Annotated in this window: 24 protein-coding genes; 6 read left to right on the forward strand and 18 right to left on the reverse strand. The window is 43.2% G+C overall.

Annotation, left to right across the window (positions count from 1 at the left end):
- Positions 1 to 32 precede the first annotated feature (32 nt).
- Positions 33 to 740, reverse strand: coding sequence for an MIP/aquaporin family protein (locus tag FGL90_RS03190; RefSeq protein ID WP_147656834.1), 708 nt, complete (start codon positions 738 to 740; stop codon positions 33 to 35).
- 266 nt (positions 741 to 1,006) lie between these two features.
- Here FGL90_RS03190 and apf point away from each other — a divergent pair, with 266 nt between their 5' ends.
- The 3 genes from apf (at position 1,007) to FGL90_RS03205 (ending at position 2,878) form a co-directional block, all read left to right on the forward strand.
- Entirely contained in the window at positions 1,007 to 1,651 is a 645-nt protein-coding gene (gene apf / locus FGL90_RS03195; RefSeq protein WP_147656836.1) for an aggregation-promoting factor, read from the forward strand.
- A 166-nt stretch (positions 1,652 to 1,817) separates the two neighbouring features.
- On the forward strand, positions 1,818 to 2,435 hold the full coding sequence (locus FGL90_RS03200) for a DedA family protein (RefSeq protein ID WP_010619328.1): 618 nt from the start codon (positions 1,818 to 1,820) through the stop codon (positions 2,433 to 2,435).
- Between the two features lie 11 nt (positions 2,436 to 2,446).
- Positions 2,447 to 2,878, forward strand: a complete 432-nt coding sequence (locus FGL90_RS03205) for a GNAT family N-acetyltransferase (RefSeq protein WP_010619327.1) — start codon at positions 2,447 to 2,449, stop codon at positions 2,876 to 2,878.
- 20 nt (positions 2,879 to 2,898) lie between these two features.
- Here FGL90_RS03205 and FGL90_RS03210 read toward each other — a convergent pair whose 3' ends face one another.
- The 4 genes from FGL90_RS03210 to FGL90_RS03225 form a co-directional block, all read right to left on the reverse strand.
- A complete protein-coding gene (locus FGL90_RS03210) occupies positions 2,899 to 4,707 on the reverse strand; it encodes a heavy metal translocating P-type ATPase (RefSeq protein WP_147656838.1) in 1,809 nt (602 codons plus the stop codon).
- Positions 4,708 to 4,833: 126 nt separating this feature from the next.
- Entirely contained in the window at positions 4,834 to 5,397 is a 564-nt protein-coding gene (locus FGL90_RS03215) for a TIGR01440 family protein (RefSeq protein ID WP_147657877.1), read from the reverse strand.
- Positions 5,398 to 5,450: 53 nt separating this feature from the next.
- The gene (locus FGL90_RS03220) at positions 5,451 to 6,290 is read right to left on the reverse strand and encodes a bifunctional hydroxymethylpyrimidine kinase/phosphomethylpyrimidine kinase (RefSeq protein WP_147656840.1); all 840 of its coding nucleotides are present in this window, start codon (positions 6,288 to 6,290) and stop codon (positions 5,451 to 5,453) included.
- A gap of 15 nt (positions 6,291 to 6,305) precedes the next feature.
- Positions 6,306 to 6,806, reverse strand: a complete 501-nt coding sequence (locus tag FGL90_RS03225) for an ECF transporter S component (RefSeq protein WP_147656842.1) — start codon at positions 6,804 to 6,806, stop codon at positions 6,306 to 6,308.
- Between the two features lie 211 nt (positions 6,807 to 7,017).
- Here FGL90_RS03225 and FGL90_RS03230 point away from each other — a divergent pair, with 211 nt between their 5' ends.
- The 3 genes from FGL90_RS03230 (at position 7,018) to FGL90_RS03240 (ending at position 9,737) form a co-directional block, all read left to right on the forward strand.
- Positions 7,018 to 8,214 carry an acetate/propionate family kinase gene (locus FGL90_RS03230; protein WP_147656844.1) on the forward strand — a complete coding sequence of 399 codons (1,197 nt, stop codon included), beginning with the start codon at positions 7,018 to 7,020 and terminating at the stop codon, positions 8,212 to 8,214.
- Between the two features lie 75 nt (positions 8,215 to 8,289).
- Entirely contained in the window at positions 8,290 to 8,760 is a 471-nt protein-coding gene (gene greA, locus FGL90_RS03235; protein WP_147656846.1) for a transcription elongation factor GreA, read from the forward strand.
- Positions 8,761 to 8,816: 56 nt separating this feature from the next.
- A complete protein-coding gene (locus FGL90_RS03240) occupies positions 8,817 to 9,737 on the forward strand; it encodes an aldo/keto reductase (RefSeq protein WP_010619320.1) in 921 nt (306 codons plus the stop codon).
- Between the two features lie 39 nt (positions 9,738 to 9,776).
- Here the strand turns inward: FGL90_RS03240 and FGL90_RS03245 are convergent, their stop codons facing one another.
- The 13 genes from FGL90_RS03245 to trpD all read right to left on the reverse strand — a co-directional run bounded on the left by FGL90_RS03245 (position 9,777) and on the right by trpD (position 22,343).
- A complete protein-coding gene (locus FGL90_RS03245; RefSeq protein ID WP_010619319.1) occupies positions 9,777 to 10,211 on the reverse strand; it encodes a hypothetical protein in 435 nt (144 codons plus the stop codon).
- Positions 10,212 to 10,227: 16 nt separating this feature from the next.
- Positions 10,228 to 10,683, reverse strand: coding sequence for a hypothetical protein (locus FGL90_RS03250; protein WP_010619318.1), 456 nt, complete (start codon positions 10,681 to 10,683; stop codon positions 10,228 to 10,230).
- Positions 10,684 to 10,979: 296 nt separating this feature from the next.
- Positions 10,980 to 12,116, reverse strand: a complete 1,137-nt coding sequence (locus FGL90_RS03255) for an LPXTG cell wall anchor domain-containing protein (RefSeq protein WP_147656848.1) — start codon at positions 12,114 to 12,116, stop codon at positions 10,980 to 10,982.
- Positions 12,113 to 13,237 (reverse strand): LPXTG cell wall anchor domain-containing protein, encoded by a 1,125-nt coding sequence (locus tag FGL90_RS03260; protein ID WP_187240433.1) that lies wholly within the window; start codon positions 13,235 to 13,237, stop codon positions 12,113 to 12,115. The genes FGL90_RS03255 and FGL90_RS03260 overlap by 4 nt, the downstream gene beginning before the upstream one ends.
- Before the next feature lie 139 nt (positions 13,238 to 13,376).
- Positions 13,377 to 14,798, reverse strand: coding sequence for an arginine-ornithine antiporter (arcD, locus tag FGL90_RS03265; RefSeq protein WP_147656852.1), 1,422 nt, complete (start codon positions 14,796 to 14,798; stop codon positions 13,377 to 13,379).
- Positions 14,799 to 14,935: 137 nt separating this feature from the next.
- The gene (locus tag FGL90_RS03270) at positions 14,936 to 15,634 is read right to left on the reverse strand and encodes a VIT1/CCC1 transporter family protein (RefSeq protein WP_147656854.1); all 699 of its coding nucleotides are present in this window, start codon (positions 15,632 to 15,634) and stop codon (positions 14,936 to 14,938) included.
- 14 nt (positions 15,635 to 15,648) lie between these two features.
- Positions 15,649 to 16,332 carry a VIT1/CCC1 transporter family protein gene (locus FGL90_RS03275; protein WP_147656856.1) on the reverse strand — a complete coding sequence of 228 codons (684 nt, stop codon included), beginning with the start codon at positions 16,330 to 16,332 and terminating at the stop codon, positions 15,649 to 15,651.
- Positions 16,333 to 16,462: 130 nt separating this feature from the next.
- Positions 16,463 to 17,587, reverse strand: a complete 1,125-nt coding sequence (locus FGL90_RS03280) for a vitamin B12 independent methionine synthase (protein WP_147656858.1) — start codon at positions 17,585 to 17,587, stop codon at positions 16,463 to 16,465.
- A 381-nt stretch (positions 17,588 to 17,968) separates the two neighbouring features.
- The gene (gene trpA, locus FGL90_RS03285; RefSeq protein ID WP_010619311.1) at positions 17,969 to 18,757 is read right to left on the reverse strand and encodes a tryptophan synthase subunit alpha; all 789 of its coding nucleotides are present in this window, start codon (positions 18,755 to 18,757) and stop codon (positions 17,969 to 17,971) included.
- Positions 18,750 to 19,958: a tryptophan synthase subunit beta gene (gene trpB, locus FGL90_RS03290; protein ID WP_010619310.1), complete on the reverse strand. Its 1,209-nt coding sequence runs from the start codon at positions 19,956 to 19,958 to the stop codon at positions 18,750 to 18,752. The genes trpA and trpB overlap by 8 nt, the downstream gene beginning before the upstream one ends.
- 18 nt (positions 19,959 to 19,976) lie before the next feature.
- Complete coding sequence (locus FGL90_RS03295) at positions 19,977 to 20,546, reverse strand: phosphoribosylanthranilate isomerase (RefSeq protein ID WP_010619309.1); 570 nt, start codon at positions 20,544 to 20,546, stop codon at positions 19,977 to 19,979.
- A complete protein-coding gene (gene trpC, locus FGL90_RS03300; protein WP_147656860.1) occupies positions 20,512 to 21,327 on the reverse strand; it encodes an indole-3-glycerol phosphate synthase TrpC in 816 nt (271 codons plus the stop codon). The genes FGL90_RS03295 and trpC overlap by 35 nt, the downstream gene beginning before the upstream one ends.
- Positions 21,324 to 22,343, reverse strand: a complete 1,020-nt coding sequence (gene trpD, locus FGL90_RS03305; RefSeq protein ID WP_147656862.1) for an anthranilate phosphoribosyltransferase — start codon at positions 22,341 to 22,343, stop codon at positions 21,324 to 21,326. Before trpD ends, trpC begins: the two co-directional genes overlap by 4 nt.
- Positions 22,344 to 22,744 lie beyond the last annotated feature (401 nt).

Genomic DNA, 22,744 nt, shown 5'->3' on the forward strand with positions numbered 1-22,744 from the left:
CTTCGTTCATTTAACTCCATTATACTGCTAATCTAATGGACGAGAACTTCCAAACCGGCTGCAATGAGACCACCCACTAGCGGTCCAAACATTGGCACCCATGAATACGACCATTCAGCATTGCTTTTATTGGGCACTGGCAAAATCGTATAGGCCAAACGAGGGCCCCAATCACGCGCCGGATTAATGGCAAAGCCAGTCGTGGTACCTAATCCCATTCCGACAACGGCAATCAGCAATCCAACAATCAACGGCTTCAACCCTTGCGTGAAATCTCCTAAGTTCAATAAAATAAAGATGAAGACAAAAGTCGCAATTAATTCAGAGAGAAAATTAAATAGGGGTGATTTGATTGCTGGACGCGTTGCAAAAATGCCAACAGAGTTTCCTTCAGCTTCATTCTTTGATGCTTTAAAATGTGGCGCAAATTGAATAATAACAAGTGCTGCACCTAAGAACGCGCCGATAAACTGACCTAATATATAGGGTAAAACTTCCGACCAAGGGAAAAAGCCAAAAGCTGCAAATCCAATTGTGACTGCCGGATTCAAGTGGCCGTCCGATCCTAAGACGCCCGCAACGTAAACACCCATCGTGACAGCGAAACCCCAGGCAAAACTCACAAATAACCAATCTTTTCCTTTTGCGTAAGTCTTGTTAAGGTTCAAACCCGCGCCACTACCCGTTCCTAGGGCAATCAAAATCATTGTTCCAAATAGTTCTCCAATAAATCCATGCATCCCATTCACCTACTTTTAGTTATTGATAGCGTTTTCAGTTTACCATTTTCATACTCTTTGGGGAAGTAATAACGAGTCCAAACCCAACCACTCGGCAATGTAAGTGCTTTATCCTCCACTCAGACATTAAAAACTGCTGAAATTGTGACATCATCCCCCATTTTTGCAATATTCGTTACCACATTGTAAATCCACCGATATTTGCACGTAATTGTTTGTGTGTAGTATGGGTAACATCTTGAAAATAAAGGGAGAGACATATATTTATGAATTTTAAGAAAGTTTTAGCTTCAACTCTAGGAACTGCAGCAGCATTCGCAGCAGCACTCGTATTTACAACAACCTCAGCAAACGCTGACACGAGAGTTACCGTCAAGAGCGGTGACACAGTATCGGAATTAGCACAAACATACGGCTCAACTATCAACTCAATTGAGAGCGCAAATAACATTTCTGGTCACATAATTTACGTTGGTGAAACGTTAAATATTCCTACTGGTTCAAGTACTTCTACTTCAACTAGCACGACTACTGCAACAACACCATCAACAACTACTACCACTCAGAAGAGTTACTCAACTCCATCATATTCAACTTCAAGTAACTCATCATACTCAGGTTCAAACTATTCAACATCAAACCATGCCTCAACTAGCACATCAACTTCTACCTCTACTTCAACATCAGGTTCAAGTTCATCTGCTAAAGCATGGATTGCTAACAAAGAATCTGGTGGTTCATACTCAGCTCGTAACGGCCAATACATTGGTAAGTATCAATTGAGTTCTTCATACCTTAAGGGTGATTACTCAGCTGCTAACCAAGAAAAGGTTGCTAATAGCTACGTATCATCACGTTACGGTTCATGGTCAGCTGCCAAGACATTCTGGCAAGCAAATGGCTGGTACTAAAATTAAATTATCAGCAAACTAATATCAAAAGCGTTGAAGGAATTCATTCCTCCAACGCTTTTTGTTAGTTTTTTCTTAAGCTACTGAATGCCAAATCGCTTTTCGTTGACTTCCTATCCTCTTTTTCGATACACTTAACAAAAATATAGACTCGGAGAACAAATAAATGAACATGACCACAATTACTGACCTGATTAGCCAATATGGCTATATCGGCATCGCGTTGTTGATCGCGCTCGAAAACATTTTCCCGCCAATTCCATCAGAGGTCATTCTTACATTTACAGGATTTTTGACCCTAACGCATGGCCTTTCAATCGTTGGGGCCATCATCGCTGCAACAGTGGGCTCCATTGCTGGTGCCCTCGTTTTATACGGTGCAGGCCGCTTACTCAAAGTTGAGCGCCTAGAGGCCATTATCAATGGTCGCCTTGGCAAAATTTTGCGCCTCAAAGCGACTGATATCGAAAAAGCGTCAAATTACTTCCTAAAACATGGTGGTAAAACCATTTTCTTGGGGCGCTTCGTTCCCATCATCAGGAGTATGATTTCAATTCCAGCCGGAATGACAAAGTACCCGCTGACCCATTTTATGACCCTCTCAATTATCGGAACCCTCATTTGGAATACCGTGCTCATATACTTGGGTCACAGTGTTGGCAGTGCGTGGCCTACGATTGTTGCGGGATTCTCATCCTACTCGAAAATTGCAGCCGTCCTCATCTTAATTGGATTGGTAACTGGCGCAATTTGGTGGTATGTTAAAAAGAAAAAAGCTGCATAGGAGATTTTAAATTGGAACTAATCGTTGGTAATCAAAAGTGGAACCGGGGTGCCGCACTCTTTATTCGTCAATCCGTCTTTGTCACGGAGCGCGGGATTGCCCGTGAAGATGAATTTGACGCAAAGGATACTGACGAAACCATTTACGTGGTCGCCTACGAGGATGCAAGCCATCCTGCTGCAACGGCTCGTTACGAAAAAATGGACGCTGAAACCGTTCGACCTGGACGCGTTGCCACTCTACCGGCTTATCGTCATCAAGGACTAGCCGCCAAAGTGCTGAATGCCCTTGAGGAATTTGCCCGCAAACAGGGCTTAACCCGGTCACTCATTCATGGTGAACTTGATGCGGTCGGCTTTTATGAAAAAATGGGTTATCAGGTTGCATCAGCCCCCTTTGAAGAGGACGGCGCACCGGTCGTAACCCTAACTAAACAGCTCTAACCTAAAAAGCTCTTCGGAAATTAATCCGAAGAACTTTTTTTGTCGTGATCACTTCTTGCTCTTAGTGCTAACAAAATCGTAATCGTATCAACTGCTTCCTGAAAAATAGCTCCCAGAAGGGCTGGAATAATACCGGTTGCGGCAATCAACATTAAAACGACTAAGATGACAATTCCCGTTAGAACATCATTTCGCGCAATGCGCATGGTATCCTGACTAATTTTAACAGCGCGGGCTAATCGGTGTAGATCGTCCTTCAAAATAACGGCATCGGCAGACTCACTTGCAGCAGTGGCGCCGTGTTCGCCCATTGCGACACCAACATCAGCGGCAGTCAATGATGGCGCATCGTTTACGCCGTCACCCACCATGATGACCGGTCTATTTTCTGATGGCACTTCCCGCAAAATTTCAACTTTATTCTCTGGTAAAAGATCACCATGAACCTCATCCAACCCCAAATCAGCCGCAATTGAATTTCCGATAGCTGATTGATCACCAGTAAGCATCACCGTTTTTTCAACGCCCAACTCTTTAAGCTCCGAAATGGTTGCTTTGGCCTCTGGTCGTAATTGGTCCAAGAACGTGATGACTCCCGCATACTGACCATCTACTGAAACGTAAATGGCGGTCTTATCTAATTTTTCAATTGGTTCATCGGTGACAAACTTTAGCTTACCAACCTTCACGTGTTTGCCATCAATCATGGCTTCAATTCCTTGGGCTGTGACTTCTTTTAGTTCTGAAGCCTCGCTGAGCATGTCGGCGGACACGTAATCAATCAGGGACCGAGCCAGCACGTGACCTGATTGTTGTTCAGCACTTGCGGCAAAATGGAGCAGTGTTTGCTCATCAAATTTGGCGCTTGGTTGAATTTGACTGACTTCCAATTTTCCCTTAGTCAGCGTCCCGGTCTTATCAAACGCAATTGTCTTGGCAAGGGCCAGCTTTTCAATAGTTGTCCCAGTCTTGACGATGATGCCGTTTTTACTTGTCCGACTCATTCCCGATACCAACGCAATCGGTGCCGCCAAAATCAACGGACATGGCGATGCAACAACCAGAACCTCAGCCAATCGAACTGGATCCCCTGAAATCAGCCACGCGATGACTGCAATTAAGACAGCAATAATCGTAAATGGAACCGCATAGCGATCAGCCATTCTAACAAATCGAGCCGGCTGTGATGCTGACTGCTTCACTAATTTGATAATGGCCTGATATTGACTATTTGCCGCCGTCGATGTGGCCTGCAGGGTAATTGCCTGATCACCATTAACGGAGCCCGACATAATATCGCTGCCGACGCCCTTTTCGACGGGACGCGACTCGCCCGTTAGCGATGACTCATCCATTGTTGCGGTTCCCTTGATAACCCGCGAATCAACTGGAACCTGTTCACCCGGTTTCACCAAAATATAGTCATCCACTTTGACTTCATTGGCCAAAATGTCAGTTGTCCGTCCATTTTTGACTAAATGAGCCTTTTGCGGCGAATTATCCAACAATGATTTTAATTCTTGACCCGCTTTGTGCGATGCGTAGTCTTCAAGCGTATCGCCGCCTGTCAGCATGACCAACACCATCAAACCAGCCCAGTACTCACCGACTGCCAAAGTAGCTACAATGGCCATTATCGCAAGCATGTCCACGCCATACTTACCAGACCGCAATGTTCGAATCATTTCGATTAGCATCGTTAACGCAACAAATGCCCCAATGACCGTCACCAAAATTTGAGCAAATAACGCATCGTGCAACCCAAATTCTAAAATGAGGGCAACCACTCCGGCTACCAACGTCATGCCTAATTTAAATCCATGCGACATGTTAACCCCTCCAATCGACACAGCTTCACTATTTTATTCCTAGCTACATTATAACAATTCTAAATTAAAAATAAACCTAAGTTACTTCAAATTAAAAAGCCACCCCATGGATGACTTTCTTAGCTACTATTTGATTAGTGTTTCATCGTATACTGCCCGCGCGCCACCAATTAAGCGGGGACGGGATGTTAACATCGTGGCTCTCGCCTCACCAATATCCTTTTGAGAAACCCGAATTGGAATTTGCACAAATTTAACGTGCATCCCAATTTCTGTGTCACCAATGTCCAATCCGGCATTGGCATCCCCGTTAATTCGTTCAACCTCAACCGGATCTTCAAATGAGTGGTACGCTGCAATTTGGGCTGCGCCACCAGCATGAAGGGACGGATAAACCGTTACAATTTCATAACCGCGTTGTTCAGCGACTTCCCGCTCCATCAACAACGCCCGGTTAATATGTTGACAGCCTTGGACCGCCAAATTCACATGATGCGCCGCTAAAATTGGGCGAATTGTTTCGATAATGGTATCACCAATCTTCTGGTTTGAATGACCACCAATTTTAAACCCAGCAACTTCGCTTGAGCTACAGCCAAGAACGAATAACGAATTCTTGGGTAACGTGACTTGCTCAAAGAATCCTTCTAGAACCTGCTTTGTCTGTGTTGCAATTTGATGCAAATCCATTTCAGCCATTTTAAAATCCCCTTTTCGTGAATACTCTGTTTATCTCTTTTTCATTAAAATCGATCATCTAGTTTGCTCAGTTCATGAATGACATTGTGCAGCGCCATTCCAAAGCGTAATTCACGATTAGAATGCATCGTTTCTTTGATTGCCACGGCCAGCAATTCGCTTGTCTTTTTTACTGCTGCATCTGCATCCCAACTCAATTCAATTAAACCGCTCAGGATTGCCGTAAATAAATCTCCAGCACCATAAAAGTGTTGATCCAGTAACGGATTTTCCACGTGCAATATGGCCCCGCCCGCCGTTTGCCACCAAACTTCTAATACACTATTCCGTTGAATCCCGGTAATGACCCCCAAGGACTTGTCATTCAGCTGGCCCGTTAATCGCGCCAAAACGTCTCGCACTCGACTTTCAGACATTTCTGGCTGCGGGTCGTCGCCAACTAGCAGTTGTGCTTCCGTCCAATTTGGCGTCAAAACGTCGGCCTGTTTAATCAGCGTCTTCATTTTTGTGACGTACGATTCATCAAACCCCTCATAGAGTTTGCCATGATCGCCCATCACTGGATCAATGGTCACTGTCGAAACAGCCGATTGTTGGATAAATTGGTCCACCATATCCACTAGCGCTGGTGTCCCGACGTAACCAACCGCGATCCCTGAAAACGTCATTGATGCGTGATACCAATGGGCCACGGTCCGTGCCACCCAGTCTTTCAAATCAATCGCCGCTGGCTTTCCAAATGCCTCCGTTTGCGTAGACAAAAGGGCCGTTGGCAATACTGACGTCGAAATTCCTAAACTTGCGTAAACCGGAATCGCAACATTCAGCGAGATTGCGGTTGCTGCCGATAAATCTTGAATGGTCAGAAACTGGCCTGTTTGCATACTTTTTCTCCTCAATTACCTGATATTAATTCGATTCTTTAGTCCGTAACTCATTAAGTAACCCACAATTGCGCCAACAATTCCTTGCACCAGGTTCATCGGAACCCCAAGTGCACCAACCGGAATCTTATATAAAATGGAATCAGTCACAAAGTAGCCAGCAACCATCACAATCGTGGCAATGGCTAGCCCCATAATTTGCGTTGAACGCTTCGTCTGATAGCCGAAATAACCGGCAACCCAGCCTTCCAAGCCATGAACAATCAGCGAAAACAGCATGTATTGTGAGTAGCCTGAAATTAAATCCAGCAGAAATCCTGATAGACCGCCAACAATGACCCCATCCCGTTTGCCCAATAAAAGCGCCGCAATAAAAATACCTGCATCACATAAATTAATATTACCATGGGTCATCGGCACCGGAATAATGAAGATTCGCGCAATTACGACGGTGGCCGCCGTGATCATCGCAACTAAAACAAGTTCTTTAGTCGTCATTCGGTTTGGATTTTGCATCTTGTTGCCCTCTTCCACTAATGTCATTCAATTATTAAGATATAATTAGAATAACCCTAACCAAGGACCTAAGCAATACAATTAGACAAACTTGCCAAACTGGCTAACGACAACTTCTCATTGAAAACTTAATATTTTTGAATTCTTATTGAAAACGGTTTCATATTCGATTAGAATAAGCTTGAACTACTAAATCTTGGAGGACACTAACATGTCAAAAGTATTAGCAATTAATGCAGGAAGCTCTACCCTTAAATGGAAGTTATTTAATTTACCAGAAGAGACCGTTGTTGCCGAAGGAATGGTTGATCGACTCAACCTGCCCGCCTCAGTTTTTAAGCTTAAATTGGCTAATGGTGAAAAGCATGACGAGACCCGTGACAACATTACCAATCGTCAGGCCGCTGCAATGGTGCTGACCCGTTTGAAATCTTTACATATTCTGGAACATTTGCACGAAATTGTTGGCGTTGGGCACCGCGTCGTTGCCGGTGGGGAAGACTTTAAAGATTCCGCCGTTATTACCCCTGACGTCTTGAAGAAGATTCAGGCGCTATCTTCATACGCGCCCCTTCATAATCCTGTTCAAGCCTACTATATTAAGACGTTCCAAAAGTTACTCCCTGATGCTGTTCAGGTTGCCGTATTTGATACGTCACTCTATACGGACATGCCACAGGTTAACTACATGTACAGCATCCCCTACGAATACTATGAAAAATTTGGTGCCAGAAAATATGGCGCCCACGGAACCAGCCACCGGTATGTTGCGCACCGTGCCGCTGAAATTTTGGGAAAGCCATTTGAGTCTCTCAAAATTATTACCCTTCACTTGGGATCTGGATCCTCAATCACAGCATTTGATCACGGTCACGCAATTGATACCTCAATGGGGTTCACCCCTCTCGCTGGGGTTACCATGGGAACGCGTTCCGGTGACATCGACGCCTCTTTAGTCGCCTACCTAATGCAAAAATTAAAGATCACAGACGTTCAAGACATGATTGATATCCTAAATCAAAAGTCTGGATTACTTGGAATCTCAGAATTATCCCCCGACCAACGAGATTTGGAAAAGGTGGAAAGTACCAATCCCAAGGCTAAACTTGCCTTAGATATTTTTGTAAACCGTGTCATTAGTTATATCGGAAGCTATGTCGCCAAATTAAACGGCATTGATGCCCTCATCTTTACCGCGGGATCTGGAGAGAACGGCATTGAAATGCGTCAAAAAGTTGCCGACCAATTGGGTTACTTTGGCATTACCGTTGATCCAGAAAAGAATAACGTTCGAGGCAAAGAAACCCGAATCAATGAGGATAACGCACCGGTTGACGTCCTTGTCGTTCCAACCAACGAAGAATTAATGATTGTTCGAGATGTTGAACGATTAGGAAATGTGAAATAATTTGACTAGGTGGTCTTGCACCACCTATTTTTTTTGCTAAAATGAAGTCATTATATGTCGATGAAGGAGCTTTCAATGGAACCCGAAACCACCCCCATAACCGCGGCCGGTTATCAAAAAATTGAACAGGAAATTGAGCGTCTCAAGTCAACTAAACCCACTGCAATCAAACGGTTAGCTGAGGCTGCAGCGCTTGGTGATCGATCCGAGAATGCAGAGTATAGCGAATCTAAACGAGCCCTAGGACAACTAAAGGGGCGGATTCAATTTTTAACCAAGCAATTACAGTACTCGGAAGTCGTTACCCCGAGAAACGACTCTAAAATTGAAATTGGTAAAACAGTGACCATCCAGTTTTTGGACGACAACGAAGCCGAAACATTTGAAATCGTTGGCAAACCTGAAGCGGATGTTGACGCAAATAAAATCTCACTCGTTTCTCCAATCGGTTCCGCCTTGTTGGGCGCAAACGTTGGCGACACAGTCACGGTCACTGCGCCAGCCTTTAGCTATCAGGTAAAAATAACGGATGTAACCCTCAGTTAACCATTTCATTTAAAAAATGCGTATAATTGAAGATAAGTAATGGAGGTAATATTTTTATGAAATCAATCAAACTTGGCAACACACAGTACGAGGCTTCTCAAGTTGCCTTAGGAATCATGCGAATGGATGCTCTTTCAGTTGATGACGCAGCAAAGGTCATTGAAACTGCCCACGATGCCGGCATCAATTTTATCGATTCTGCCGATATCTATGGTGACAACAAGTCGGAAGAAGTCTTTGGTAAAGCGCTGAAACAGTCATCCTTAAGTCGAAATGACTTTAAGATTCAATCAAAGGGTGGCATCATACTTGATACCCGCTACGACTTTTCAAAACAACATCTACTGGATGCAGTTGATGGCGAATTGAAACGGATTGGAACGGATTACTTGGATTCATTCCTCTTACATCGTCCAGATCCTTTGATGGAACCAGATCAAATTGCGGAAGCTTTTGATGAGTTACAGACTAGTGGGAAGGTGCGCCACTTTGGTGTTTCAAACTTCAACCCTGGTCAAGTTGACTTCTTACAAGCCAACGTCAGCCAACGTTTAATGATCAATCAACTTCAATTTGGCGTGATGCATACTGGGGCCATTGACTTTGGCATGCATACTAACCAACAGGATGAAGGTAGCATCGATCACGACGGTGGCATGATTGAGTATTCTCGTTTACACAACATGACGATTCAAGCTTGGTCACCATACCAATACGGCGCCTTCGAGGGTCCTTTCATCGATAACCCTAAGTTCCCAGAACTTAACGCCGAGCTTCAAAAGCTTGCCGACAAATATGGTGTGACCAAGAATGCCATTGCGACTGCTTGGATTATTCGCCACCCAGCACGCATTCAAGTGATTCTTGGCAGCATGAATCCTCAGCATATTCAAGAAAGTGCTGCGGGTGCAGATGTCACCTTAACGAAGCAAGAATGGTATGACGTCTACTTTAAAGCGGGACACAATTTACCATAAATTTGACCAAATAAAGAGTGATTCGGTTTTTAAACCGAATCACTTTTTTGATACGCGTTTAATTAAATAATAGAGCAAAAATACGGGACTAAATAAGATAATGATCAACCGAATTGTAAACCCAGATGCCAGCATGTTAACTTTACTATCCTTAACGTATTTAGCCGTGGGTTCATGCGGCTTTATCCCAAATTCGCGATTATTGATTGTGGGAGATGGCATCCCCAGTGTCGAGCTCGGCTCAGTCGTACTCATGTTGCCCTGATTCACATCCAGCATGCCATCCTTTCCTGGCGGAAAAACCTTAAGTACCACGTAGGGATAAATGGCGAAGTAGCTGATAGTGAAGTACAACATCATCCACGTGAACCGCCAAATAAAATCGCCGGCTTTGGTCGTTGTAAAGCCTGCCAGTCCTACGATGATGAGGAACGGAATTAAACCTGCCAAATAGCTATTGACGTATTTTTTCATGACACTCCCCCACTTACTAAACTTCAAGTACCACCATAATTAAGTTAAGCCAAATCATAATGGTCAAGTATTCATACGAAACTGCCAAATTGGTATGCCTGCGGATAATTCGGTTAAATAAAATAATCATCACCATTAAATTTCCAAGAAATCCTAAAAATCCACTCAGGCTTAAAAACGTTGGGATAAATGCGATAATCATCCAAATTCGTTCCCAACCTGTTAAATTAGAATAGTCAAATCCACCAATATCACTTTGTTCATGATTCTTAAACCATTTACTTCTGACAATAAGGAAAACAAGGGTGCAGACGATGGCGGGAATCATGGCGTAGATTACGATTGCTGTGTGTGGCTTTTGAATATGAAAGTAAAATAGGCCGAAGCCAATGTACAACCAATAAACCAGGAGCCCCAGCAAAGCAAGTCCTTTCATAAAGTTGGCTGAAATGTGATTATGGCGCTGTTTCAAATTTTGTCCTCCTCTGCAGTGCTTCTTTCAAGATTCTCCTATTTTCTCAAAACTTTGATTCCCCAATAATATACGATAAAAAGAACACTAACCATAATCATCGCAAACCGTAAAACAACATCTAAAAAAATATATAAAGCAACGTAGGGATAAAGGCCAAAAGAACTAATGATAAAGTAAATAACCCATCCCATTAAATGCTAGTAAGTATCACCCATATAAACTGATAACCCCCGCCAAACCAATAATGATAACTGCAGGAATAAGGCCAATTAAATAGATTGGTATTAATTTTTTCAGTATCGCATATTCTTCCTTTTAAAGACCGCTGCGATGCTAATTATAAGTATCACCAAAAGGTAAGAAGCGTAATTATTACTAGAATCGCCTGTTTGTGGCAATTTTTGTTGTTTCCTTATTAATTTTTTCTTATTTGTTACAGATTTCTGAGCTTTCTCGCTTTTGGAATCGATCCTGCTTGGTCGAGCGTAATTTTTGTATCGATAAAATAGCGGTTCATTAGGTGATACTATAAGAATCGCATTCTGTATCTGCTTTCCAACGAGAAATCTCGAAATTACGCTAAGGTCACCATTAGAATCAACCGTAATTATATAACTGCTACTCTTTTGAAAGACAAAACTATATTCGTGTCCAAAATTGATTGTTCTATCTTTAATTACGTTTCCATTTGTATTCCAAATAGTTAATGCATATTGCTTTTTGTTGTAATTTAACCGTTCAAACAGGATTGATGCACCATTAACATAGTCATGTTGTACAATGCCTATCCTTTTGTCAGCCGTCCAATCAATACAAGTGTCCGACCCATCTTTATGTTCAACGTCTGATTCCACATCTGTCCGATAATAATAGGATACATTAATAATCCCACTTTTAAATAATCCTGCTGTGTTATTTGATTTTGATTCTAGAATCCACTGTCCATTGTTGTTAAGTAGGTCTAACGCCTTTGTTTTATACGGTGTCCCAACTACTCCTGTTATTTTTTTCTTAGCATATACTTCTTCTCTATTTTTAGTTTCGTTGTAAAGGTAAGAAACTACCACAGTTCCTTTCTTTTGAGCTTCGGTCACTGCTATATTATCAGATTTATTTTCTGTTGATTGACCTACTTGAACAGTCTTCTTCGTTTCATTTGAAACGGCGGTTTTCTTCTCTTTTCCTGTAATTAGGTTTCTTTCTGTCTGATTCGATTCTGTCTTAGTAACCTCCGGGCTATCTTTACTGCTGTCCTTCGAGTTACTCATCTGACTCGATGGCTCAGAATTAACAGACGAACTACTGTCAGATGACATACTGACATTCGCTTTTACGCCTATTTCACCACCTATAAAAGTCAGAATTAACGTCATTAAAAAAACGAGTAACTTACCAATAACTACCTGATAGTTACGATTAATCTTGCTCAATTTGAATTCCCTCTTTTCTGAATACCCACCAATCCGAGCATAAGACCCAACATGATTCCAAATATCGAAAAATTAATCGTTTTTTCTTCATTAGTCTGAGGTAAAATTTTCTGTTCCACTTTTAATGACCTAATTGAATTTTCTTTTACTTTAGTGTTTATATTTTGAGTACTGCTCCCATTATTTGAATTGTCCACTATCGTTGGCATTCCATTCACATTCTTAATCACAGTACTTGCCCCAAGATATGTGATGCTCTGTGACTGCCCATTCTTCAACGTATAGGCTTTCCCATTGATCGCTAACCAGATTTTTTTGTTTTTCATTAATCTCATGGCCACTCGTACGGAATGACTTCCGAATTTTATTTGAGCTGTGGCCGCTGTTGCTTCTCCCTTTTGATTATATTTTCCAACCGTTGATAAATACACAAACTTATTCTTATAAATAAAGGAATATCGTCTCTCTCGACCTAATCTATCGAAAACAGCTTGCGTATCAATATTTGCTCCATAATCGGTATCAGCATCAATATAAGAATTACTTAATTTAAGAATCTTTAAATCATTAATAACGTAAAAAAGATGGCTCCCATCTTTAAATAAATGATTATCTGTTTTAGCAACACTCGATGGCAACTTTTTTGGCATTCTTTTACCTTCAAATAAGTAATCCGAATCCGTAAAGGTGGCACGTTTAAATATGCCGTTCCTCGCATAAAACACAGTTTCATTTCCGTTAAAATCAGAAAATAGAATTCTGGACCAGTTGCCCGTTGAATCTACCTTGTTCCAAGTCTGTGATAAATCCTCATTTGTAATAAATTGCTCATCATTTTTACTTTTCTTGTATTTATAAGGCGCTCTTTTTGTCGTTGTCTTCGTTATATGAGAAACCGTGCTGCTCTCTTCATTTGTATTTTTCTTTGCCGCCAAAATTGCTTGCTGAGTATTTGAAGACGAACTGTTACTACTACTTGTTTCACTATAACTACTGCTACTGTCAACCTGTGTTGCACTTTGCAAAGACGTTGTATTAGATGTCGTCGTATCCGCCTTCACTGTCATCCCTATTGACAGACTCACTAGTAACGCTCCCCAAGTTAACAAACGCTTTTTCATTACAATCTCCCCACTCCACTTGTAATATTTATGTAACATTAAAATTATCATATTCTATTTCTATTTCGTCGTCAAGCTCACTTATTAACAATAAAAAAGGCGTTCTTCTTTTTCAGAAGAACGCCTCGTTACTTTAACTTTATATATGAATAACCCCGTTTGCCAGCATGAAAATAGTCACAACCGCTGTTGCGCAAATCAGCACGGTTGCCACCCACTCTCGTTTGGTAAGCAATATGTTGACTGCATCCTTTCTGGCAAGCATGTACAGCACGATTCCTGGAATATAAACAATCAGACAAATCAGCAGGTATTCAATCCCGGCGAGAATAATGGCACCGAGTTGGAATAGCAGCGCAAAGATTCCGATTGCTAACTGCAGCCGATTGCCACTTTCCGAACGGTGTTGCCATGAAAACTTCACTTGGTAAGCAGCCACGAAAATGTAGCAAATCACAATTGAGGCAGTACATAAACTATACGCAAAAACGTAAGCCTGACTTGTAAATACTAGCGAGATCAGAAACAGTTGAACGATAATTCCCGTCAGAACAAGTGCAGTTGTTGGTGCGCCAAACCGGTTCTTTTTCCCAAAAAATTTAGGTAAGAGATGCTGCTCAGACATGGATTGCAGGGTTTCAGCTGGTAACATCGTCCACGAAAGCCATGCACCAAGAATTGAAATGAGCAAGCCAATACTAATGAACGCGCCACCCCATGCCCCAACCATATTGTCAAAAATATAGACCATGGCTGGTTGTTTCATCGTTGCCAAGGCATCCCTGCTCATGTACCCGTACGGTAAAATTGAAGCGAGACAGTAGATGACTAGTAGTCCCAGCACCCCGTAAATCGTAGCTCGTCCTGCAATGCTGCGACTCTTTGCGCGGGCGGACATGATGGTCGCGCCTTCAATACCAACGAAGACCCACATCATGACCATGAGACAGCTCTTAATTTGACCAACCAAATTTCCGGTTGTCATTTGGCCTTGCATATTCGTCCAAAATTGAGCGGTAAATGTATGACCCTTAAAGAGCACAACTGCCACGATAATGAACGTGAAAATTGGAATCAATTTGCAGACGGTAATGACGGTATTCATCAACGCTGCACTTTCAATTCCCCGATTCACTAGGTAGGTAAGTGCCCAAACAACAAGACTTGCTACTATTATGGACGGCACATTATTGCCGCTCTTGAAGATTGGAAAAAAGTAACCAAGTGTACTCATGAACACTGTGGCAAAGGCCACGTTTCCCAGCCAGGCAGACATCCAGTAACCCCAGCCACTGATGAACCCGACAAAGGTTCCGAACCCGGCTTTTCCATATGAGAAAATGCCATCTAAATCTGGACGCTTATTTAATAGATTATTCAGCGACAAGGCTAACATTAGAATCCCAAATCCGACGATCACCCAAGCAATCATTGCGGGCCCTGGAGATGCCGCACTTGCCAAATCACTACTTAACGCAAAGATGCCTGAACCAATAGAGGAGGTAATCACTAATGCTATTAATGTTATCCCGTTTATCGGGTGAGCTGTTTGATTATTCATAACTTTCCCCGTATTCTTTCTGCTACTAACGGAATGCCCGTTTAACAGCATTTTCACGTTTCTTACTATATCATAGAATACAGGAAAAACATTATGAAACCATGATGAAAGTATGAATTTTTATGAAATTTTGACTTTTAGAACATTCGGCCCACTAAATAATGAATAATCATCGTGATAATTCCAACAATGATGTTTCGAATAATCGCAGTTTTTGCAAGGCCATGACCCAATCTGGCACTTAAAAATCCCGTTAACGCAACGGATACCATAACTGCTGCAATCGTAATTGGCCATTGATAAGCAACTGGTGATAGTGAAATGGCTAACAAAGGAAATAAGCCACCTGCGCCAGCGGCAAATAGTGACGCAAATGCTGCATCCCAAGGATTCATGTAGTGGCCCAGTTGAATATCATATTTTACACTCGTAACCGTTTCCAATGGTTTTTTATTCATGAGGTCCTTAGCGATGGCCATTGAGGTCTCAGGCGTGACGCCCCGATCAACGTAATAATCCCGCACCGTTTGGAGTTCATGCTCGTAGTCTGTCTTAATAAGTTGCCGTTCACGTTCCACGGCAGACTTCTCTGTATCTTTTTGGGTACTAACCGAAGCATATTCGCCGGATGCCATTGAAAAGGCACAGGCCAGCAAATCTGATAGTCCCGCAATAAAGATGGTGAATTGGTCAGTAGTAGCCGCGGCAACACTGACTAGAACCCCCACAACCGTTAGGATTCCATCGTTTGAACCAAGAACACCGGCTCTCAACGTGTTGAGCTTTTCATCCATCGTTAAGCCTGATTTTTCACTTTTCGACTTCTTTTTAAACATTTACGACACCTCCCTTATTGTCCGAGTAAGTGACCGATGTAAAAGGTCACAATCATGGTTAATATTCCGGCAACGATATTCCGGAAAACACCCTTTTTAGTATCCGACTGTCCTAAACGGGCGGCCGTGTAGCCAGTAATTGTTAGTCCAATAATCACCGCGATAAAGGTTCCCCAGATTCTCATCGACTGTGGCAGTAACGTGATTGCAACCATCGGCAAAATAGATCCCGTTGGAAAAGCAATCATCGAGGCAATGGCTGCCGCATAAGGGCTCGTAAACTCATTCACGTTGAAGCCGTAGCGTTCTCGGACGGTCGTGACCACCGCATCTTTCTCCATCATTTCTTTAGTTGCCTGAGTCGCTAGCTCGGCCTTGATTCCTGAATCAACATACTTTTGCTTAACAAAGTTAAATTCGTCATCGTAGTGATCGTCAACCGCGCGTTTTTGTTCCATCACGGCACGGCGCTGAGCGTCTTTTTGTGTATTAACTGAAACATACTCCCCCATCGCCATTGAAACGGTTCCGGCAATGGCTCCTGAAAATCCCGAAATAAAAATTGCAAAACTATTCGTGGTTGCACCTGCCACACCGACAACGATTCCGGCAACGGATAGGATGCCGTCGTTAGCCCCCATGACGGCCGCTCGCATGATATTAATTCGTGCAGCTAAACTCATTGGTTTCTTTGCCATACTAATCCCCTCTTACTTTAGAATAATTCTAATCAATCAACAAATCTATTCTACCCCTTTTTTCAAAAGAAAAAAGCCTGAAGTTTAATTTCAGGCTAATTCATTAATGATTAAATACTATTTTCCGATTTTATTCCCAAACTTCCTCAGCAATTTCCTTCACTAGGGTCAGCTTATCCCATTGTTGTTCCTCGGTGAGTTTATTTCCCTCTTCGGTTGAGGCAAATCCGCATTGGGTTGATAATGCGAGATTTTCCAATGGCACGTATTTTGCAGCTTCATGAATTCGGTCAATTACCTCATTCTTATCTTCTAATTCTGGGAACTTCGACGTGATTAAACCGAGCACAATCCGCTTGTCTTTGTTGCCATTCCAAATTTTAGCCAACGGAGCAAAACCACCGGCCCGTTCGTTATCATATTCTAGGAATAGGCCATCATAGTTAAGTTGACCCAAATACTCAGCAACCACATCGTAACCGCCCGCAAACAGGTAGGTGGATTTAAAGTTTCCTCGACAGACATGGGTTGTCACCGTTAAATCAGCTGGTAAATCAGCAATCGAGGCGTTAATCACTTTAACTGCATCCTCTGCCAATTTAACAAATTTTGCGTGCTCTTCCGGCTGATCCTTCGTCGCATTTAGCTGGCTAATTAAAAATGCCCAAGTCGTGTCGTCAAGCTGAATGTAGCGACAACCTAGTTCGTAGAAATGCAAAATTGTGTCGCGGTAGGCGTTTGCTAAATCCACCAAATAAGCATCCCAACTATCGTAAAATTTTGACCAGTTATCGCTACGGTTATCCCGGAACAGCATCGTTGGTGATGGAATCGTCTGTTTGGCCAAAACGTCTTCAGGAGTCAAGTTATTAAAATACTTAAAGCTATCGAAAAATGGGTGGTCTGGATTGAACGCAATCTTACCGACCAAATCGGCGTTATCAGTCCGGGTTTTGTCCCCCTTGAACTTATAGCTCTTGTGATAGTCGTAGTGACCCACGCCGGTTAGGCCCCAAAGAAAGTCTAAATGCCACCAGCTACGGTTATATTCGCCATCCGTTACTGCGTGCAAGCCCAACTCAATTTGCTTTTCGACAATCCGTTTTGTTTCGGCATGTTGAACTTCTTGTTTGGCAGCCTCATTAATTTTTCCAGCCGCAAAATCGGTACGTGCCTGCTTTAGTTTTTCTGATCTTAACAAACTTCCGACAACGTCATAGTTAAATGGAATCTTGGTTAGTGTTTTTTGGGTCATTATTATTCCTCCAGAATTTGTATTAAATATTTGTACAAAAAAATCGCCTCTAACCCGTCATTTGACAGATTAGGGACGAATTTTCGCGTTACCACCCTTGTTTACACTTTCCTTGCAGAAAGCGCCTCACCGGTACCCAACAGTACCTGGCAAGTTATCGGTTGCAACCGGTCAACCAGCGTGAACTGGCCAACAACTATTTAGAGCTCATCTTCGTTTAACCCGCGCACGTCCTTTTCCACCGACCGGACTCTCTTGATTGCGATAGCTAAATTACTCTTCTCCTCAAAGCTTTTCGTACATACATTAAAATTTAATGATAAATATAAGCCGTTTTGGCAACTTTGTCAAGTCGCTGAGATGCCACCGTCTACATTAATCCTAGCGCACTTCGACCGGACTATCAATTGCATTTCTTAATGTCTTCGCATAGTCGGCCAATTTTTCTGGTGCTTCTCTGCCGTACTCTTCCACCAGTTTGACCATTGCACTTCCAACAATGGCGCCATCCGCTAACTGGGCCATCTCCCTCGCCTGATCAGGCGTATGAATGCCAAATCCAACGGCGACTGGCACATCCGTGTTTGCCCGAATTGACTGAATGACCTCACTTAAATCGTTAGCAAATGATTCTCGGGTTCCAGTGACACCAAGGGAAGATACCATATAAATGAAGCCGGTCGCAGCTTTCGCAATTTTGGGGATTCGATCTGCTGAAGTGGGCGTAATTAACGGAATAATATCAACGTCATATTTTTCAGCAATTGGCACAATTTCATCACGAGATTCGTACGGCAAGTCGGGAACAACGAGGCCACTGACCCCAAGTTCTTGACACTTTTTACAAAAAGCTTCGTATCCGTACTTAAATGGAATATTGATATAGGTTAAAAATACCAATGGTACTTGCGTTTGTTTCCGAATTTCTGCCACAATATCAAATATTTTGGCTGGGGTGACTGCTTGCTTAAACGCTCTGAGGTCGCCCGCCTGAATAACTGGACCATCTGCGACTGGATCCGAAAACGGAATACCCAATTCGACAATGTCTGCACCGGCGTTTGCGAGTGCGACCACGTTTGCCACCGTTCCGTCAAAATCTGGATCATCCGCAATAACAAAAGGAATTAGCGCTTTATGATTGGTAAATACATCACTTAAATTAGTCATCAATTTCAACTCCTCGGTATTTGGCAATGGAAGCAACGTCTTTGTCGCCTCGTCCTGATAAGGTACATACAATAATTTTATCTTTACTCATCGTAGGTGCAATCTTTCGCACGTAGGCAACAGCGTGACAGCTTTCGATTGCCGCCACGATGCCTTCCTGTTGTGCAATGTACTCGAAGGCATCAACCGCTTCATCATCCGTGATGCCCACGTATTGTGCTCGACCTTTGGCAGCTAAAGAAGCGTGTTCCGGTCCAACTCCTGGATAATCTAACCCAGCGGAAATTGAATATACTTGGTCAATTTGACCATCTTTGTCCTGCAGGAATAAAGACTTCATTCCGTGGAAAATGCCGGTGCTCCCCCGCTCGATGGTGGCTGCGGTTTGATCCGTATCAACGCCTTTACCGGCGGCTTCAACCCCAACCAATTTGACGGAAGGATCATCGATGAAATCCGCAAAACTCCCGATGGCGTTACTACCACCACCAACGCAGGCAACGACCATATCTGGCAAGGTTTGTTTTTGGGCCTGCAACTGTTTCTTCGTTTCCTTGCTGATGACGCTTTGGAAATCATGAACTAATTTTGGAAATGGGTATGGACCAACTGCTGAACCCATGACGTAAAAGGTATCGTCGACTCGACCAGCCCACTCCTGCAATGTAGCGTTAACGGCATCCTTGAGGACCATCGACCCAGTTGTTACAGCATGCACTTTGGCACCCAACAATTCCATTCGATAAACGTTTAGTTTTTGGCGTTCGGTATCCTTCTTACCCATGAATATTTCGCATTCCATCCCCATCAAGGCTGCAACGGTTGCCGTCGCAACACCGTGTTGTCCGGCGCCTGTTTCGGCGATGAATCGGGTTTTACCCATATGTTTTGCCAAAAGGGCTTGTCCTAAAACGTTATTAATCTTGTGAGCACCCGTGTGGTTCAAGTCTTCTCGCTTCAAATAAATTTGAGCGCCACCGAGGTCTTCAGTCATGTTCTTTGCGTAGTAGAGCAAAGAGGGCCGATTGGCGTAATCTCGCAACAAGGTATGTAATTCATTTCTGAAATCAGCATCGTCCTTTAACTCATCGTACGTTTTTTCAATCTTCGTTAATTCATTCATTAAGGTTTCGGGAATATATTGTCCCCCGAACTCACCATAGTGTCCTTTTTTAGTTGTTTCCGTCTTTAATTGATCCATTTTTAGTCTTCCCTTCTCTTAAGCAATTCCGTGTGCCAATTTGACTAGCTCATTAATCTTGTCAAAATCCTTGATACCCTTGGTTTCGGCGCCACTGGAGACGTCTACAAAATCTGGGGCCACTTTCTCGATTGCTTCTATTATATTTGTGGTGTTTAACCCGCCAGCCAAAAATAATGGCTTATGAGGCTGCTTAACAATTTGATTCCAATCGAGCGGAACGCCACTTCCCTTTCCACTATCAACCATTTGGTAGTTGGCCTGGGTGGTTTCCCGGGTCACCTTAATCACTGGAATCCCATTAGATTGTAGCGCGGCCACGACCGTTTCATCTTCGCCACCGTGCAACTGAACAATACTGATGGCTCCGGATTTGACCGCATCAACCATTTCGACCAACGGTGCATTCACAAAAACCCCAACCGTGGGAATATCATCTGAAATAAGCTGTCTAAGTCGGATTGCCTGTTTCAGCTTTATTTGCCGCTTGCTTGGTGCAAACACAAACCCCGCTAAATCTGGTCTTGCGTCATTAACAAACTGAGCATCTTCCTCACGCCTCAACCCGCAAATTTTGATTTTTGCCATCGAAAGCACCCTCTAGTTCTTTGATCATTTGCACCTTGTCAGTCGCCCGCATCAGGGTCTCACCAATGAGGACACCATTGATACCAGCCAGTTCAAGCCGTTTCACATCCTGACGATTTTTAATCCCACTTTCGGCAATCATCGCCACTGACTTTGGAATAAACTTTCTTAGCCGTTCACTGTTGGTCAAATTCATTGAAAAATCTTTCAGATTCCGATTGTTGACGCCAATTATTTTTGCGTTAACGGCCAACGCCCGTTTAATTTCTACTTCACTATGAGCTTCCACGATGGCGGAAAGTCCCAACGAAGTTGCTAAATTCAAGTACTCTTGTAATTCTGGTTGCGTCAAAATGCTCACAATTAGCAAAATTATCTTAGCGCCACTAACCTTGGCTTGGTAAATCATGTAGGGGTCGATGGTGAAATCCTTTCGCAAAACGGGTACATTGACTCGTTTGGCAACGGCCTCTAAGTAGGTCAGTTTCCCTTGAAAGTAATCTGGTTCGGTTAGGACTGAAATGGCAGTGATGCCTGCCTGATTGTAGGCATCCGCGATCGTTTCGTATGGAAATTGTGCGGCGATTAACCCCTTTGAGGGCGAGGCTTTTTTGATTTCCCCAATAATGTGAATCCCAGGCTTTTCCAACGTTTCACTAAATGTGAGACCATCGCCGATTGGCATTGCTTCGGCCTGCTTCTTAATTTCAGCAAATGAGACCTGTTGCTTTTCATGTGTCAGCCGGATTTTCGTGGCTCCAACCAAATCGTCGAGAATCATGCAACCACCGCCTGACGACTCAATTGAATAAATTCATCAAGCTTATCGCTGGCAGTCCCATCGTCAATGATTTTGGTTGCTAACTTAACGGCATCTTCGATTGATAGGTCAGGATGAACAACGTGAATGGCGGCACCAGCGTTCATCAACACAATATTTCGAGTTGCTTCTCCTTTACCAGCAAGAACGTCCCGCGTAATCTGCGCATTTTCTTCAGGTGTCCCACCAACGATTGCTGAATGAGGTGCCCGTTTGAACCCAAATTGTTCAGGTGTAATCTCGTACTTCGTAACTTTTCCATCCCGTAGCTCGGCAACCGCGGTACTATCAGAAATGGAAACCTCATCCAATCCATCGCGTCCATAGACGACCATGGCATTCTTAACGCCCAATTCAGCTAGGACGTGTGCCAATGGCTCAACAAGTTCCTCCGAGTAAACGCCCAGCAACTGATTGGTTGCGTGTGCAGGGTTTGCAAGTGGTCCTAAAATGTTAAATAACGTTCTAATCCCAAGCTCTTTTCGGACGGGCGCCACGTATTTCATTGCTTGATGATATTCCTGGGCAAACAAGAAACAAATTCCGATTTGTTCAAGCATGGCGGCGCTGAAGGCTGGTGAGTCATCAATCTTAACGCCTAGGGCTTCGAGAACATCCGCTGCACCGCTTTTAGATGAAGCGGCCCGATTACCATGTTTAGCAACTGGAATTCCGGCACCAGCAACAACAAGTGCTGACGTGGTTGAAATGTTAAATGAGTTTGAATGATCGCCGCCGGTCCCCACGATTTCTAAAACGGGTTCGTCAGTGTGAAATTTCAACGCATGTTGGCGCATCGCGCTGGCAGCTCCAGCAATCTCAGCAACCGTTTCATTTTTCACGGATAATGCGGTGAGTAAACTTGCAATCTGAACGTTTGATGCTTTACCATTCATAATTTCATCAACAACTGTTTGGGCTTCTTCAAATGTTAAATCGTTTTTTTCTGATACTTTCTTAATGGCATTTTCAATCATATTAATCACTCCGTATTTTTATTTTTGTGTTCTTCTGGAATTGACTCGTTTAGTTTTTGCCATCGTTTTCCTGGATTAATCATCATTTTATTTTCTCCTTTAGATACAAAAAATCCGCCCATAACAAGAATTAACTTGTTAAGGACGGATTTTCCGCGGTGCCACCTTAATTCGATAAAGAACTAGCCCTGTAAGTAAAAACGGGTTAGACTTCTCGCGCTTAGCAAGGGACGATCATCCCTCCGACAACTGACGTATGCCTGACGTTTCTTCGTACTCGAAATCTTTCGGAAGAACCCTCTGTGGTCCATTTAACCGCCTGCGTTCGGCTGCCATTCTCAGCACCGGCAACTCTCTTGACGTGCACAACGATCTTGATCTCCACTTCATTGGTTTATTTG

The organism is Secundilactobacillus malefermentans, assembly GCF_008033155.1.
Lineage (GTDB): Bacteria > Bacillota > Bacilli > Lactobacillales > Lactobacillaceae > Secundilactobacillus > Secundilactobacillus malefermentans.